This is a genomic window from Flavobacterium proteolyticum (assembly GCF_015223105.1).
Taxonomy (GTDB): Bacteria; Bacteroidota; Bacteroidia; order Flavobacteriales; family Flavobacteriaceae; genus Flavobacterium; species Flavobacterium proteolyticum.
In genome coordinates, this window is sequence record NZ_JADFTZ010000001.1 from 765398 (window position 1) to 782195 (window position 16798).

At 30.5% G+C, this 16798-nt stretch carries 16 protein-coding genes; 6 read left to right on the top strand and 10 right to left on the bottom strand.

What is annotated here, in order from left to right; all coding sequences use genetic code 11:
- Positions 1 to 96: 96 nt before the first annotated feature.
- The 6 genes from gmd to IM755_RS03445 are packed head-to-tail and all read left to right on the top strand — an operon-like array spanning position 97 to position 6505.
- On the top strand, positions 97 to 1182 hold the full coding sequence (gene gmd / locus IM755_RS03420; protein ID WP_194093631.1) for a GDP-mannose 4,6-dehydratase: 1086 nt from the start codon (positions 97 to 99) through the stop codon (positions 1180 to 1182).
- Positions 1183 to 1189: 7 nt separating this feature from the next.
- A complete protein-coding gene (locus IM755_RS03425) occupies positions 1190 to 2116 on the top strand; it encodes a GDP-L-fucose synthase family protein (protein ID WP_194093632.1) in 927 nt (308 codons plus the stop codon).
- Complete coding sequence (locus IM755_RS03430; protein WP_194093633.1) at positions 2109 to 3275, top strand: DegT/DnrJ/EryC1/StrS family aminotransferase; 1167 nt, start codon at positions 2109 to 2111, stop codon at positions 3273 to 3275. The genes IM755_RS03425 and IM755_RS03430 overlap by 8 nt, the downstream gene beginning before the upstream one ends.
- Positions 3276 to 3290: 15 nt before the next feature.
- A complete protein-coding gene (locus IM755_RS03435) occupies positions 3291 to 4235 on the top strand; it encodes a glycosyltransferase (RefSeq protein WP_194093634.1) in 945 nt (314 codons plus the stop codon).
- Positions 4236 to 4243: 8 nt separating this feature from the next.
- Complete coding sequence (locus IM755_RS03440; protein WP_194093635.1) at positions 4244 to 5737, top strand: oligosaccharide flippase family protein; 1494 nt, start codon at positions 4244 to 4246, stop codon at positions 5735 to 5737.
- On the top strand, positions 5738 to 6505 hold the full coding sequence (locus tag IM755_RS03445; protein ID WP_194093636.1) for a glycosyltransferase family 2 protein: 768 nt from the start codon (positions 5738 to 5740) through the stop codon (positions 6503 to 6505). It abuts the gene before it with no gap.
- 45 nt (positions 6506 to 6550) lie between these two features.
- Here the strand turns inward: IM755_RS03445 and IM755_RS03450 are convergent, their stop codons facing one another.
- From IM755_RS03450 to IM755_RS03495, 10 genes are all read right to left on the bottom strand, one after another.
- A complete protein-coding gene (locus IM755_RS03450) occupies positions 6551 to 7096 on the bottom strand; it encodes a hypothetical protein (protein ID WP_194093637.1) in 546 nt (181 codons plus the stop codon).
- Positions 7097 to 7154: 58 nt separating this feature from the next.
- A complete protein-coding gene (locus IM755_RS03455; RefSeq protein WP_194093638.1) occupies positions 7155 to 9662 on the bottom strand; it encodes a DUF6311 domain-containing protein in 2508 nt (835 codons plus the stop codon).
- Positions 9652 to 10611 carry a glycosyltransferase family 2 protein gene (locus IM755_RS03460; RefSeq protein ID WP_194093639.1) on the bottom strand — a complete coding sequence of 320 codons (960 nt, stop codon included), beginning with the start codon at positions 10609 to 10611 and terminating at the stop codon, positions 9652 to 9654. The genes IM755_RS03455 and IM755_RS03460 overlap by 11 nt, the downstream gene beginning before the upstream one ends.
- 2 nt (positions 10612 to 10613) lie before the next feature.
- Positions 10614 to 11384, bottom strand: coding sequence for a GIN domain-containing protein (locus IM755_RS03465; protein ID WP_194093640.1), 771 nt, complete (start codon positions 11382 to 11384; stop codon positions 10614 to 10616).
- A gap of 1 nt (position 11385) precedes the next feature.
- Complete coding sequence (locus IM755_RS03470; protein ID WP_194093641.1) at positions 11386 to 12483, bottom strand: acyloxyacyl hydrolase; 1098 nt, start codon at positions 12481 to 12483, stop codon at positions 11386 to 11388.
- A complete protein-coding gene (rfbD, locus tag IM755_RS03475; protein ID WP_194093642.1) occupies positions 12483 to 13346 on the bottom strand; it encodes a dTDP-4-dehydrorhamnose reductase in 864 nt (287 codons plus the stop codon). Before rfbD ends, IM755_RS03470 begins: the two co-directional genes overlap by 1 nt.
- On the bottom strand, positions 13340 to 13891 hold the full coding sequence (gene rfbC, locus IM755_RS03480) for a dTDP-4-dehydrorhamnose 3,5-epimerase (protein WP_194093643.1): 552 nt from the start codon (positions 13889 to 13891) through the stop codon (positions 13340 to 13342). The genes rfbD and rfbC overlap by 7 nt, the downstream gene beginning before the upstream one ends.
- Positions 13892 to 13976: 85 nt before the next feature.
- Positions 13977 to 14834 (bottom strand): glucose-1-phosphate thymidylyltransferase RfbA, encoded by an 858-nt coding sequence (gene rfbA, locus IM755_RS03485; RefSeq protein WP_194093644.1) that lies wholly within the window; start codon positions 14832 to 14834, stop codon positions 13977 to 13979.
- Positions 14834 to 15847 (bottom strand): dTDP-glucose 4,6-dehydratase, encoded by a 1014-nt coding sequence (gene rfbB, locus IM755_RS03490; RefSeq protein WP_194093645.1) that lies wholly within the window; start codon positions 15845 to 15847, stop codon positions 14834 to 14836. The genes rfbA and rfbB overlap by 1 nt, the downstream gene beginning before the upstream one ends.
- The gene (locus IM755_RS03495; protein ID WP_194093646.1) at positions 15847 to 16797 is read right to left on the bottom strand and encodes a hypothetical protein; all 951 of its coding nucleotides are present in this window, start codon (positions 16795 to 16797) and stop codon (positions 15847 to 15849) included. The genes rfbB and IM755_RS03495 overlap by 1 nt, the downstream gene beginning before the upstream one ends.
- Position 16798 lies beyond the last annotated feature (1 nt).

Genomic DNA, 16798 nt, shown 5'->3' on the forward strand with positions numbered 1-16798 from the left:
CCCCAAATATAAAGCTATTTCACAAAATATATTGCTAAAAATTATACAATTACTTTTTAAGATATATATTTGTAGCTATTAAATTTTTTACCCGAGATGAAAAAAGCGTTAATTACCGGAATTAATGGGCAGGATGGTTCGTATTTGGCCGAGTTGTTATTAGAAAAAGGATACGAAGTTCACGGAATCATAAGAAGAAGTTCTACTTTTAATACCGAAAGAATTGAGCATTTATATATTGAATCTCTAATCAGAGACTTACATAAAGATAAAAAAATCAACCTTCATTATGGGGATATGACCGATTCTACGAGTCTAATCCGCCTAGTGCAACAAATAAAACCAGACGAAATTTACAATTTAGCAGCGCAATCGCACGTAAAAGTGTCTTTTGATATGCCAGAATATACGGCAGAAACCGATGCTGTTGGAACGTTACGTTTGTTAGAAGCAATCAGAATTTGTGGGTTGACCGAAACAACAAAAATTTACCAAGCTTCTACTTCTGAATTATACGGAAAAGTGCAAGAAGTACCTCAAAAAGAGACTACTCCTTTTTACCCACGTTCTCCCTATGGTGTAGCTAAAATTTATGCATTTTGGATTACCAAAAATTACCGCGAATCTTACGGCATGTTTGCTGTAAACGGGATTTTATTCAACCACGAATCAGAACGTAGAGGAGAAACTTTTGTTACTAGAAAAATTACACTTTCCGCTTCAAGAATTAAACACGGATTACAAGAGAAATTATATTTAGGAAACCTTAACGCTATGCGTGATTGGGGTTATGCTAAAGATTACGTAGAATGTATGTGGTTAATGCTACAACAAGAACAACCAGAAGATTATGTAATTGCTACAGGAATTCAATATTCAGTTCGTTACTTCTGTGAACTAGCGTTTAGAGAAGCGGGAATTGAACTAGAATGGCAAGGAGAAAATGAAAACGAAAAAGGAATTTGCAAAGCTACCGGAAAAGTAATTATTGAAGTTGATCCTAACTATTACAGACCTGCTGAAGTAGAAAGTTTATTAGGAGATCCTACAAAAGCTAAAACTCAATTGGGTTGGAATCCAAGTCGTACTTCTATCGAAGAACTAGTTAAAATCATGATGCAACACGATTTAAACTATGTTGTTCGTTTTAAAGACAGAGATTCATTAAAAAGATACGAATAATTTCTCTATGAAGATATTAGTTACAGGCGGTAATGGCATGGTTGGCAAAAATATTTTGGAACATCCAAAAGCAAATCAACACACCTTATTATCACCATCAAGTGCTGAACTGAATTTAAGAGATTATAACGCAGTTGATGCTTATCTAAAAAAACACCAACCTGATTTCATAATCCATTCTGCAGGTTTAGTGGGTGGAATTCAAGCCAATATGGCAAGACCTGTGGATTTTTTAGTTTTCAATTTAGACATGGGAAGAAATATCATCATGGCGGCTAAAGAAAACGGAATCAAAGGGTTTATGAATATGGCTAGTTCTTGTATGTATCCGCGTGAAGCACAAAATCCATTACAAGAAGAATTAATTTTAAAAGGCGAACTAGAACCTACAAATGAAGGGTATGCTATTGCAAAAGTTGTCGCTACTCGTTTGTGCGAATATATTGTAAAAGAAAATCCAACCTTGCAATACAAAACCGTTATTCCGTGTAATTTATATGGAAAATACGATAAGTTTTCACCTGAACATTCACACATGGTTCCGGCAGTAATAAAGAAAATTTATGAAGCCAAACAAAACAACGCTACTGAAATTGATATTTGGGGCGATGGTTTAGCCCGAAGAGAATTCATGTACACAGGAGATTTGGCCGACTTTGTATTTTATGCTTTAGAAAAATTTGACCAAATGCCACAAAACATAAACGTGGGATTAGGATTTGATTATACGATTAACGAATACTATCAAACCATTGCCAACGTAATTGGATTTGAAGGAAAATTTGTTCACGATTTGTCTAAACCAATCGGAATGAAACAAAAATTAATTGATGATACCAAACTGAAGCAATTTGGTTGGCAACATCAAACATCCTTAGAAGAAGGAATTAAAAAAACAGTTGAATACTTTAAAACATCGGTTTTACATGATTAAATATCCATTAGCATCCTCAACTTGGGATGAAAAAGAAATAGAAGCCATCAATGGTGTTATCGCAAAAGATATGTACACTATGGGCGAAGGCGTAAAACAATTTGAAGACGATTTTGCAAAATTTGTCAATTCAAAATACGCGGTTATGGTAAATTCGGGCTCATCTGCTAATTTAATTGCAGTTGCCGCAATGTTTTATACTAAAAATCCAAAATTAAAAAGAGGCGACGAAGTTATTGTACCAGCCGTTTCTTGGTCAACCACTTATTATCCACTATACCAATATGGATTAAAATTGAAGTTTGTAGATGTAGATTTACACACGTTAAATTTCGACTTAGACCAATTGAAATTAGCCGTTTCGGATAACACTAGAATGATTTTAGCAGTAAATCTTTTGGGTAACCCAAATAATTTTGATGCTATAAAAGAAATCATCGGTTCTAGAGATATCATCTTAATGGAAGATAACTGTGAATCAATGGGAGCGGAATTCAAAGGAAAACAAACGGGAACTTTTGGTTTAGTGGGAACTTTTTCTACTTTCTTTTCACATCACATGGCAACCATGGAAGGTGGTTTAATCGTAACCGATGACGAAGAAATGTATCATGTAATGGTTTGCTTAAGAGCACATGGTTGGACACGTCATTTACCAAAAGAAAATAAAATTTCTAACAAAAGTGATAATTGGTTTGAAGAATCATTCCGTTTTTTATTACCAGGTTACAATGTGCGACCAGTTGAAATGAGCGGTGTTATTGGGGTTGAACAATTAAAAAAATTACCTTCGTTCTTAGACCAAAGAAGAAAAAATGCAGCGTTGTTTATTTCTCTATTTAAAGATAGCAACGACTTCTACATTCAAAAAGACATCGATAACAGTAGTTGGTTTGGATTTAGTTTTATCATTAAACCCGAGTCTAATTTAAACCGATTGGATATCGTAAAAAAATTAGAAGAAAACCACATCGATTGTCGCCCTATTGTTACTGGAGATTTTACTAAAAATGAAGTTTTGAAGTACTTCGATTGTGAGATTTTTGGCGAAATGAAAAACGCACAATACTTAGACAAAAAAGGTTTCTTTGTTGGAAATCACCAAATCGATTTAACAGAAGAAATTAAGCACTTGCATCGAGTTTTAACTTCGCTGTAATTAAAATTTTTACTCATGAAACAATTTACTTTGGTTAAAACCAATTTCAATCACCATGTTTCAATGGACTTGTATTATGAGTTTGAAGCTAGAATTATAAATAAACCCAATTGGGAAATAATAAATGGAGTGGGAAGCATTCAAGCGCGAATGCTTCGCCAACTTCTTAAGTTTATTCCGCCGATTCAACTACCCTTTAAAAAGCATAAAAACTATGTGGTAATAGGGTATCAAAAAGAAAAGTTTTTCCCTTACTTTCATTTCAATGTCGATTTAAAAGTGCTTTGGATGTATGATGCTTGGGAACCTTTGTTTGATGAGATTGAAAAAACAATACGTGCTTATAAAATTAATTTAGTTTTCACAGCAAGTAAGCAATCGGCAGAATATTTCAACACTTTAAATATTCCGAATTTTCAATCGCATTGGATTCCAGAAGGAATTGATGTTACCCAATATCAATTTATACCTTATCAAGAAAGAACCACCGACGTTTTACAATTAGGCAGAAAATGGAATGAGTATCACAAAAAAATTAAATCCATTGAATCCGATTTAGTTTACCAATACGAAAAAAAAGCGGGTCAAATTATTTTTCCTTCACGCGAAGACTTTTTATTTGGTTTAGCCAATTCTAAGATATCTATTTGTGTCCCTTCAGACATTACACATCCTGAAAGAACTGGTAAAATTTCTACCATAACAAATCGTTATCTGCAATCGATGGCGTCTAGATGTTTAATTTTAGGCAAACTACCACACGATATGCTTCATCTGTTTGATTACAATCCTATTATAGAAATTGATGAAAAAAATCCCGTAGCACAAATTGAAGCTATTTTAGCTAACTTTGACACTTATATTCCGCTTATAGAAAAAAATTATGAAGTCGTGAAAAACTTCCACAATTGGGACAATAGAGTGACTCAAATTGAAAATTTTATTCTTAATTCCAAATAAAGAAACGCTTGCAAAAATCGAAACTTCTTTTCAATTCAATCGCTGCGATAGGACAAGTTCTCGTCGTGGGAATTGTTTATTTGCTTTTGTATCGTTACTTATTGGTTACATTAGGAATTGAATTACTGGGTGTTTGGTCTTTAATCATTGCTTCAACCTCATTAGCTTTAATTGCTAATTTTGGCATCAGTACAAGTATCGTTAAATTTGTAGCCACTTATCAAACCCGAAACGATTTTGAAAGTTTAAAAAAACTGATTTTTACTGCTTCCGTTTTTATAATCGTTACGTATTCCATTATTTCGGTTATCATTTTAATAGCGGGAAGTTATGTTTTACCTCATTTTATTGAAACTCAATATCTACCAATAGCATTAGAAATATTACCATTTTCACTAATCAGCTTAGTTATTAATGCCTTAGGAGGGGTTATTAGCAGCTGCTTAGATGGGATTCAAAAAAATTATATTAAAAGCTATATTGTTAGCTTTACTTCTATCTTGCTTTTTGTTTTAAGCGTTTTACTCACTCCAAAATTTGGCTTGAAAGGATTAATTTTTGCCCAAATTGTTCAAGCTGCAGTAGTCTTATTAACTTCCCTATACTTCTTGTCGAAATACATAAAAGGAATTTTTACCTTCCAATGGAACTGGTCAAAAAGCTTATTCAAAGAAATTATTGATTACGGCTTAAAAATGCAAGCTTTATCGTTCATGCAAATGTCATTTGAACCTATAACAAAAGCATTTTTAAGTAAATATGGTGGGTTAGCTATGGTGGGTTATTATGAAATGGCGAGCCGATTAGTAACACAATTGCGTGGTTTAATTGTAAGTGCTAACCAAGTTATTATTCCAGTTGTGGCTGAAGCAAAAGAAACCAATGAAGATTATGTAAAAACATTGTATATAAAAACGTTTTCAATAGTACTACTTTTTGATATTGTTTTAATTACAGGCATTATTATAACAGCTCCACTAGTTTCCTTCTTGTGGATTGGAGAAATTGTTCCGTTTTTCTTGTTTGCTGTAGTTTTAAACAGCATTGTTGCCTTTGTTAATATTTGTAGCAATCCGGCATATTTTAGTTACTTAGGAGAAGGCAAATTGAATTGGTTGATTTATTCGTATTTAGCCATTACAATCATCAACCCTATTTTTGGTTATTTTTTAGGAGTTCATTTTGGCGGTTATGGTGTAATATTAGGTTGGAACGTTGCGTTTTTAATTGGTTCGTTATTGGTTTTGTTTTCTTACCAACATGAGAACAAAATTTCATGGAAAAGCTTACTACTAAAAAATGACTTATTCTTTGTAATTTCAGCTATTGGTACAAGCTTTTTTGGATATTTTACCATAATTAGTTGGTTTAATGGTACTTTAAATTACTTATTTATCTGTATTTTTGTTTTATGTCTTATCTTTTTTGTTCTTTCATTTTTCAAGAACCAGTATTTGAAAAGTGTAATCGGAAAAGTAATGCAATTATTTACAAAAAAATAAATGAGTACAACCCCATTTTTTAGCATCGTTACCGCTTCTTACAATAGCGAAAAAACAATTTCAGATACCATCACATCGGTACTAAACCTAGATTTTAAAGATTTTGAATACATCATAATTGATGGTAATTCGTCTGATAACACTTTGGAAATTATACAATCATTTGTACCCAAATTTGAAGCTAAAGGAGTTCCTTATAAATTTATCTCAGAAAAAGACAAGGGAATTTACGATGCTTGGAACAAAGGAATACAACTAAGTTCGGGGGAATGGATTAGTTTTTTGGGATCTGATGATATGTATATGGATGACGCATTAATTAATTATTCAAACAAAATTAATAAAAGTGATATTGGAACCAATTATATTTCCTCACAAGTAGAAATTATTGATGAAAAACACCAGTTTATAAGAGTAATTGGAAAGCCATTTGTTTGGGAAAAAGTTGTAAGAAATATGAACATTGCCCAAGTAGGTTCCTTTCATAAAAAGGAATTATTTGAAAAAGTGGGCAAATTTAGTACAGCATATAAAATTGTGGGCGACTTGGATTTTTATATACGTTGTAAAGATTATATTCAACCAGCGTTTTTTGAAAGCATCACGGCTAAGATGCAAAATGGCGGTGTGAGTAATCAAATTTATAAAGCCCTTAAAGAAGCACTTGTGGTGAAATTAAAATATGGGTATAACCCTAGTTTCTTATCCTATTTTGATTTCTATTTTTCCTTGTTGAAATGCTACATAAAACTTATACTAAAAAAATAGGGAGCTAAAATTTAGCTCCCTATTTTTTTTATAATATTTAAAACGTTATTCTACTTTTTTAGCGTATAATGTTTCGATTTGTTTCTTTAAGTCTACTGTTGAACCTAAGATTGGATCATAAGGTTCTCCTTCTAATAATTTAATTTTAGCAGTTGTATTTACAGTATCAATTTCAACTTGAGTGTTAGGATAAAAATACTTGAAAAAATCTGCTGTAGTTCCTTCAATTTTTTTGTCTAAATACTCGATTTTAAAGCTTTTGAAAGGAACTTGCTTTAATTCTTTATTAGCTCCAATATCGAATCGTAAAGACATTGGCATAGCTTCTTTTGGTAATTCAAAAACTAAATCTTGTGGCTGAGTACTACCTTTGATGTTTATAGTTACTGCATCTTCTGGAGCAAAATTATCTCCTCCATCTTCATTGTAAAAAACTTGAAAAGTATCATCTTTTTCAACTACTGCGTTGAATGTAACTGTAAATGTCTTAGACTCTGCTTTTGCAGTTTCATTTGTATCAACTGCTTTGTCATCTTTACATGAAGTAAATAAAACACTAAGTAATAATCCTGATAAAATAAATGCTTTCATTTTTTGATTTTATTTTTGTGCAAATATATAATTTTTTGAATTGCAATTCGTTTTTTTTTTATAAAGTTAATTTTTTTTCAAATTGCTTATAATGAGAACTCTTCTCATTTGTATCTTCAATGATAACTCCTACTCTGTATTCACCTTTTGGTAATTCTTTTGTTAGAAACTTAAATTCAAATCCAGAATAATCATAATTATATTTATTCTCATTAGCTAAAGTAACATCGTTTCTTGTAACTAAATTAGTGTCATATAAATACATCTTAGATTTGGATAATAAAACTATTTTTATTTTACAATTTATTGAGTTTCTCTTTTCTAAAGCCGCCCAACCACTCATTTTTATAAAATTATTTTTGTTTTCAATGGTTTCTAAATTAGACATAATTATTGATTTAGAATCTGGTAATTTATTAATTAAAGTAAATGTTTGATATTTTCTTTTTCCAACTTCTGATAACTTATCTGTTTTAGAATAATGATATTTCCCGTTTTGATCTTTAATTACTATTCCTAGCTCATAAGATTGCTTAGGAAGTTTTTCCGTAAATAATGTAGTAGAAAATCCTGAATTATCTAAATTTCCTTTTTTGTAAACCGCAGTAATGTCACCTCTTGAAACAGCAGTTGTTGGAAAAAGATATGTTTTACCTTTGTTTGTTAATGCAATGAAAATAGAATCATTTAAATTAGTAGAAACTGATTTGTTAAAAGCCCAGCCACTAATCTGCATTACATCATCTTCAAATGAATAAGCTTCTACATTAAACTGGATGTTTTCTTTTGAATTCCAATTATTAGCAACTTCCTTAAAACTCATGTTTTTTAAATATGAATTCTTAACAGAATCTATATACTTTAAATTGAGTTCACTTGAGATAAAATCAGTTTTTAAACTTGTTCCCTTTGAATAAATAGCAATAAAGCCATCAAGACGTTTTAAATTAACTTTATCTTTATAAATCAATACGTTAAAATCTTTAAGATTGGCAGCGTTAGTTATATAAATTCTATTTTTAGCAATTTCTCCACTTTTCAATGAATTGATTATTGAATCTTTAAAGATTTGTCCTTCAACAACATTCTCTCTGGCCACATAACCAATTGAAATGGGTTTGTGAGATTTTAATGCAACATACATCAAATCTTGATAATCCATATTATAAACCATGTTATTGGTATAAGCTGGATAAGTTATTACCTCATCAAAATTTTCTAACAACAATTTCCATTTCTCCTCATCTAATTTTGAATCAAATGAACCATATTTTAAATCTCTAGAAGTTAGTAAATTTTCTATATCATATAATTGAAAAAACGTCAAACCAACAAAAACAAAATACTTAACATATGTATTAAATTTTAATTTATTAAAAATCAAAATTGAACCTATAATTAATAAATAATAAAAAGGCCAAGAAAATCTACCATTTGCTCTAAAAATATTTCCTAGCTTTTCGATAATACCTAATGTTGGATATTTAAACAAAACTTGCTCTCCATAAGTTACAATATTAGTTATTGCAAAAAATAACATTAATGTACAAAGCAATATTAATGGTAATAAATATTGATGGTTTTTGTTAACCTTTTTAGTAACAATAAAATATTGAAACACAAAAATTGAAGTGATTACTAAAAACAATAATCCAAGTCCAAGATATCCAAATCCTTCATGCTGTAAATCAGTTACCATTCCTAAATGTGGTATGAATTTTGAATAATGACCATAAGAATTAAAGAATGAATTCAAATTAAATCCATACTGACCATAAATATTTCCTACATCAAGATTAGTGGCTTTATTGAATTCAATTAATCCAAATATTATCCAAAAAAACAAACCTGAAGCGATTGATAAAAAGGGTAACAAAAAAACTTGTTTTATTAAAATCGATTTTTCATAATAATAGTTTTTTATAGCCAATACAATATTAAAGCCCGCCACCATAATAGCTAAATATGGGTTTATTGTTGCACTTAAAAAAAATAATATCCCTTGTTTTTTATAATTACTTACTGCGTTTTCTTTAGTTGTAGGAACCAAATAATAATAAAAAGATCCTAAAATAAGCCAATGAGCACACAAAGCAGGATGCATACCTCTAAAAACAATTACAGGATTTGTAACAATTAGAACTGCTGCTATATAGATAACTAAATTACTTACTTTAAATAATTTTAATATTTTAGTAGTATAAAAAGCATTTAAAAACAAACAAGATAATAACCAGATTCCAAAATATTGAAAATCTTCAGGAAGTAAAAAAGAAAAAATCTTGAAAACAAAAGCCAATAGTGGAATTGAATCTGTAAATCCAACATTAGTACCTACAGGATAATAAAAATTATCCATTTTACCTAAAGGAAAACTCCAGTCGGCATCTCTATAATAAGCCCATCCCAAATAATGCTGACCCCAATCATGGTACATCGACATTAACCAACTTATATTGGTTGGAATTAATGTTTCTAAACCATAAATAACGTCGTAAGCTATAAATGAAATTAAAAATAAAATAAAATAAACAATCTTGTTTCCCTTCAATATTCTATTTTTCATATGATATATCTTCTATAAAATCTTTGTAAATTTTTGGATTAGGTGCGCTTATATTTTTTCTTGAACTTAATTGCAATAACAATACAATTAAAGTAACTGAAAACAATTGTAAAATTATGCCTGATATAATCAAAATCAAGCTTGAAGCCCAACCTGGAATGGCATTATCTGTAAATAATTTTTGATACAAAATAAATAAAACCGAAACAAAACAAATTCCGATTCCATAAAGCGAATATCTTAATATTCTCAAGGATAAAAAATCAAAATAAACAGCAATAGAACTTAATCCGTGAATTATTAAACTATTAAAATTCATTTTTGAAACGCCTTTGTAACGCTTTCCTCTGTCGAGTAAAACTTTTTCAAAAGGAATTTTAGATTGGATAATTCCGCCCGAATAATGGTTCCAAATGTTATTTTGATGTACTACTTTTGAAAGTAACTTTTTTGGAATTACACTGAAATTTCCAAAGCTGATCTTTTGTCCTGTTAGGAAATAGAATAAGTATTTATAAAAGAAATACCCTATTTTAAAAAACGTAGATTCTTGACGTTTTTTTCGTTGGGCGAAAATGATTTTCTTTTCCTGTTCTTGTTCTGCTTTATTGATTAATTCTTTTATGTCTTGAGGCTTATCTTCACCATCACTATCCATTACCACAACAAAATCATAATCGGATACTTCATTGTAAATATATTGCAACCCAACAGCAATAGCTCTTTGGTGTCCAATGTTTATTTTTAAATTTAAAACCGTAGCAGATATATTCTTGTAATCAAAATCTTCAGGAATATCTTCAGTTGAACCATCATTAACGGCTACTATAAAAAAATTGTAAGTACTAAAATTTTGTTTTAAAAGACTTATTTCTTGAATCAAAACAGCAAAGCTTTCCCAATCGTTATAAATGGGTGTAAGGCAATAGATGTTCTTGTTTTGATTCATATTTAATAAATTACTCTTCCTCGATACACTTCATCCACATTTACAACGGGAGGTACATTTTTTAAAACAACATTTCCTGTTGCAAAAATAGTTCCTTCTATTTTTTGAATTGGATATACAAACATATCGTTTGAACCTCTGTGATATAATTTTATATTTTCAGCTCGTAAGTTTTCTCCATAAAAACGTCCATCTCCAAAGTAAAAATTTAATAACATTTCTGAACAATGTCCAGAAATATAAAAATTGGAAACATTATTACTTTCCACAACTAATTGCCCATTATCAACTGTTATGTGGAAGTCTGCAGTTCCTGCCCCATCACCATCATCACCAATTGAAAACAAACGAATAATTGGTGAGTGCAATATTCCATCAGACTGTATTTTTTGTTCTGTTTTACAATGTAATTCTAACTCTTGAACTAAAGGTAAAATAGTTCCATCAGGAATCGTTATATAAACTATTGTTTGTCCGTAATCCCTAGCAATATTACAAGAAGAATTATCTTTAATCACAAGCATATTTCCTTCTAACTTTACATCTAAGTTATCAATGATGTTTTCTGATGTTTTTATTTTAACTTCATAATTAGGTCCTTCTTTAACAACCAACCCAACACCATCATATACTTTTATTCTAGAAAAACCTTCAAAAGGAAAAGTTTGCGTAATTTGATTGCCATTTCCTTTAAAACAATCTTCGGAAATACCACAGCTTGTTACCAAAATTAGGCAACACAAAGTAACTATATGTAAAATAAATTTTCTCATCTTATAATCGTACTCCTAGGGTAGCTTCTATTGCTTCGGCTCTTCCGCCGTGAGTTTTTAATCCAACTCCTGTAAAAAAGTTTTTGTAAAGATAATATTTTGCTCCGATTCTTTGATAAATATCAATTTCATAATCAAATGGCTTATAAACATAATAGCCAAGTTGTGTTTCAATGGAAAGTTTATTAATAAATAATTCGTGTCCAACAAATAATCCAACTCTCTTATAATCGGTATCAGCGTCTGCATATGATTCATGTCCAGGAGGAAAAGCCACCGAAACAAAATCAATATAATCTTTCAAATATCTTGAAAAGAAAACATCGGTTCCTAATTGTAAAGCACTTTTTCTTCCTATCCTTTTATCGGCATATAAACCGATGTGATAAAATTGACGCTGTCCTAAATTTGGAACTGGTCCTTCAGAAATACCCGTTCTAAAAGCAATGTTATACTTAATTCGTTCTTTATACGTTGATGATGCTGGTAAAGAATCCTTAATGTATTCTTGCTTTTCACCTAAATTATAGTTTAATCCAACGTTTAATGCAATGGTGTTAATTCCGCTATTTGGAGCTTTGAATCTTCCGTTTGAAAAATGTGTTAGCATAAATCCTGCTTGAAAACCAATTCGATTAATAAGATTTTCTTTTTTATACTGCAACATAAAGTAGGTATTATCCATCACTTTAGTTCCAAAAGCGTTATTTTTATTGTTGGTTTCCTTATCATAAGGACTCGATGTCATCCCAATTCCTTGTGAAATTCGAAACATTAAATTTCGATTAAAAAAGTAAAAATTATAGTGTAATCCTAAGGCCACATTATACCCTAAATATTGATTTTTAAAGTCTAAATAGTGAAATGAAATTCCATAATCTGGATAATTATAAACTTGCTCCCATTCTTTTTTACCAAAAGTTTTCCAGTTGTAACTTACTAAAAATCCATCCGGATGACCTGAAATCAAATGCCCAACATCTTCTGAATGTTTTATAATATTTCCTCTAAAAAGTTGAACATCAAAATAACCCGATGATTTCTCTTGAGAGAAAGACAATGCCACTGAAAAACAGATAAAAAGTAAAGCTTTTTTCATTAATTTAAATGGTTTAAACTTACGGTTAAACTTTCTTTCCAATCTTTAATTTCAACTCCAAAAACCTTTTTTATCTTCTTTTTATCCAAAACACTATAAGCAGGTCTTTTAGCTGGCGTTGGATAGGAATCTGTTGGAATAGGCTTCAAATCAATCTCTATTCCTTTTTGATGGAATATTGTTGCCGCAAAATCGTACCAAGAACAAACGCCTTCGTTTGAAAAATTATAGATCCCGAAAACTTCGTGTGACTCAGTCTGACAAGATGTAATTATTTTTAGTAAAACCTCAGCTAAATCAACCGCATTTGTAGGTGTACCAATTTGGTCGTTTACAACAGATAAGTTATCTCGTTCCGAAGCCAAACGTAACATCGTTTTCATGAAATTATTTGCAAATTGAGAATACACCCAAGAAGTTCTTACAATGAAATGTTTTTCCCAATTTTTTTGAATGGCAATCTCTCCATCTAATTTCGTTTGTCCGTAAATACTTTTCGGATTTGGAACATCGGTTTCTAAATAAGGAACTTTTGAAGTACCATCAAAAATAAAATCTGTAGAAATATGAACTAAAATAGTATCGAATTCTTTACAAACTTTGGCTAAATTTTCAGGACCAACAGCGTTAATTAAATGCGCTTTATCCGATTCACTTTCAGCTTTATCAACAGCAGTATAAGCGGCTGTATTGATACAAAAATGAGGTTGGTGTTTTGCAAAAACTACTTTACAATTTTCAATATTAGTAATATCCATTTCTTGAAAATCGGTATATACAAACTCAATATTTGGATATTTATTAGCAATAAACTGTATCGATTGTCCTAATTGACCGTTAGCTCCCGTTACTAATACTACCATACTTTCTTAGTGTTTTCAAGATTAGGTAATATTTGATCTTTGTCGGAAATTATCAATTCATTCAAAGGAAAATTCCAATTGATATTAACGGTTGGGTCATTGTAAATTAATCCGCCCTCGCTTTCTTTATTATAAAAATTATCGCATTTATAAAAGAAAGTTGCGGTTTCAGATAACACTAAAAAACCATGTGCAAAACCTCTTGGAACAAAAAACTGTTTTTGATTTTCTGCAGAAAGCAACACTGCTTCATATTGACCGTATGTTTCAGAATTAGGTCTTAAATCAACAGCTACATCTAAAACTTCACCTTGTAAAACACGAACTAGTTTGGCTTGCGCATGTTCGCCACATTGGTAATGCAATCCTCTCAAAACACCTTTAGTGGAAAACGATTGGTTATCTTGAACAAAAGTTACTTTATGCCCTACTCCATCTTGAAAAGTTTTTTCATTAAAACTTTCCATGAAGTAACCACGTTCGTCTTTAAATATTTTGGGTTCAAGGATAAAACATCCTTTTAGTTTGGTCTCTATAAATGTCATATGCTACATAATGTGCCAATTTTTAATATGTCAATGAGTCCTTTTTGTTCACATTAGCATATTATCACATTGACAAATTGACTAATTAAATTAGGCTTATTAAATGTTTTCCATAACCGCTTTTTAATAACGGTTCGGCCAATGCTTTTAACTGATTTGCATCAATGAAGCCCATTTTGTATGCCGCTTCTTCAATGGCTCCAATTTTTAATCCTTGACGTTCTTCAATAACTTCAACAAATTGACCCGCTTGCATTAATGATTGAAACGTTCCTGTATCTAACCAAGCAGTTCCTCTATCTAAAATACTTACTTGTAATTTACCTCGGTTTAGATATTCTTTATTCACATCGGTAATTTCTAGTTCGCCTCGGTGACTTGGTTTAATATTAGCTGCAATATCTAAAACATCATTATCATAAAAATAAATTCCAGGAACAGCATAGTTTGATTTTGGTTGGACTGGTTTTTCTTCAATAGACAACACTTTTCCATCTTTATCGAAATCAACCACTCCATAACGCTCTGGGTCGTGTACATGATACGCATAAATAATGCCACCATCAGGATTGTTATTCGCTTGAAGTAATTCCGCTAAACCAGTTCCATAGAAAATATTGTCACCTAAAATTAAAGCAACTTTGTCGTTTCCTACAAATTCTTTTCCAATAATAAATGCTTCCGCTAATCCGTTTGGATGTTCTTGAACAGCGTATTCAAATCGACAGCCTAATTTACTTCCATCGCCTAATAATTGACGAAATAAAGGTAAATCATGAGGTGTTGAAATAATTAATATTTCACTAATTCCTGCCCACATCAAAGTTGACAATGGGTAATAAATCATCGGTTTATCGTAAATAGGCATCAACTGCTTACTCACCGCTAATGTTAACGGATGTAAACGTGTGCCTGAACCTCCCGCTAATATAATTCCTTTCATTAGTTGTTATATTTTTGTAAATACCATTCGATGGTTTTCTTAATACCTGATTCAAAATTTTCATCAGCTTTCCAACCCAATTCATTCTCGATTTTTGTTGCATCAATTGCATAACGCAAATCATGACCAGGTCTATCTTTTACAAATGTAATTTGATCTTGATATTTTCCTCCAGATTTTGGTTGTAATTCATTCAAAATCGAACAAACAGTGTCAACGATGTACAAATTATTACGTTCGTTTCTTCCGCCAATATTGTAGGTCTCTCCAGCTTTTCCTTTTTTGAAAGCTAATTCAATTCCTTTGCAATGATCCAAGACATATAACCAATCGCGTACGTTTTTTCCATCTCCATAAATAGGAATATTTTCACCTTGTATTGCTTTACGAATAATGGTTGGAATCAACTTTTCGTCATGTTGTTTTGGTCCGTAATTGTTAGAACAATTTGTGGTTACAACGTTCATTCCATATGTATGAAAATAACTTCTTACAATCATATCTGAACCTGCTTTTGAAGCCGAATAAGGACTATTTGGAGCATACGGAGTCGTTTCTTCAAACAAACCAGTTTCACCTAATGTTCCGTAAACCTCATCCGTAGAAACATGATGAAAACGAGAATTTTCAAATCCAACATTGTATTGATTTGGAGCAGACATCCAAAGTTTTCTTGCGGTATCTAATAAATTAAAAGTGCCTAAAACATTGGTTTTAATAAAAGCTTCTGGACCAGAAATTGAATTATCTACATGACTTTCTGCTGCAAAGTGAATGACATCGTGAAATTGATATTTTTGAAATAAATCTTCTACAAAATTTCTATCGCAAATATCACCTTGAACAAACGTATATCTTGGATGGTTTACAACTTCTTTTACATTGTCAAGATTCCCAGCATAAGTGAGTAAATCTAAATTTACTAAATGATAATTGGGATTATTCTCAATAAAGTAAGGGACAAAATTGGCTCCTATAAATCCTGCACCACCTGTAACTAATATATGTTTCATTATCCTTTAATTCTAGCTAATTGTTTTCTGTACAAATTATTAAACTTAAAACCAATCAAATAAAAAATTACAAATACAAAAGGTAAGATTAATTTCATTTTGTTATTAATACCTTTTGTGTTAAGATTATTTAATGAAACATTTATTACTTTAACTATTTGTTCGTATTCTCCTTTATTTAATTTTAAGTTTTGTGATTCTTTAATCAATTCATCTTTCTTATTAATCAATGCTGTAATACTACTATTTTCTGAAATAGTTACATTACTAGCGCTTTTAGAATCTGTTAATTTAATTATTAAGCCATCGATTTGTTTTACTAATGAGTCATTAAACTTGATTTTTTCATCAATATTCTCTTGATGAATCACTTGTTGCTTTTGATAGAAGGTGTTTACTTGATAATACTTCAAAATAGGATCGATGATTTCTTTTTGATTAATCTTTTCAGAAGTAGAAATGGTAATATTATGAGAATAGTAATTTTTACTTGTAAAATCTTCTTTTATAATTTCTTTCAAATTTCCATCTTCAGCCATTAATTTTAATAATTCAAAATTGGGCTCGCTTGAACTAATAAAACCAAAAACTCCATTAAAAGCTTCTACATTAATTTTAGTTATCTTTTTAAAATCTTTAACACCTAATGATTTAAAAAAAGCCTCGTCATTTTCTTTTAAACGTGATTGCAAAAAAGCAGTTTTGGTATACAAATACTCATTACTTCCAAAATTAGGAATTACCGAAATCTCTTGATTGTAAGAAAAATCTTTGTCTAAGAAAAAACCTAATACTATACCTACTACAAATAGACCTCCAATAATTACAATCTTCTTTTTAATAAAGAATATAAAATCGAAAATGGAATTCACTATTCCATTGAAAAAGTTCTTAATTCCGGTTCCGATTTGTCCTAAATCGATTTCTTGACCTTGAGAATTTGTACTCATT